The organism is Azohydromonas lata, from assembly GCF_034427735.1.
GTDB classification, from domain to species: Bacteria; Pseudomonadota; Gammaproteobacteria; order Burkholderiales; family Burkholderiaceae_C; genus Azohydromonas; species Azohydromonas lata.
The window spans coordinates 1-335 of sequence record NZ_JAXOJX010000237.1 but is presented as its reverse complement, the minus strand read 5'-3'; the positions used below and the strand labels follow the sequence as shown (position 1 = coordinate 335).

Genomic DNA, 335 nt, shown 5'->3' with positions numbered 1-335 from the left:
ACGGCAGGCACCTTCGTGCCGGCGGCGCCCACGTGCACGGGCACGGCCGGCGCCACCGCGCTCACCTGCGCCATCACGTCCATGCCGGCCAACGGCGCGGCCACGGTGCGCATCCCGGTGCGCCTGACGGGCACGCCGGCGGCGGACACGCTGTTCAGCAACACGGCCAGCATCGTCACCAGCGGCACGCTGGACACCAACGGCGGCGGCAACCCGGCCGCGGGCAACAACTTCGCCAGCGGCAGCATCCGCTCGGTGCTGCCCACGGCGGACACGCAAGTCGTCTCCAAGCGCGCGGTGGTGCGCGGCGGCACGGCGGCCCAGGGCCCGGTGCG

The 335-nt window shown here is 75.8% G+C and carries 1 protein-coding gene; it reads left to right on the top strand.

The annotated features are described in order from the left end of the window. A partial coding sequence (locus tag SM757_RS35200) for a hypothetical protein (RefSeq protein WP_322468896.1) occupies nucleotides 1–335 on the top strand: 335 nt, incomplete at both ends.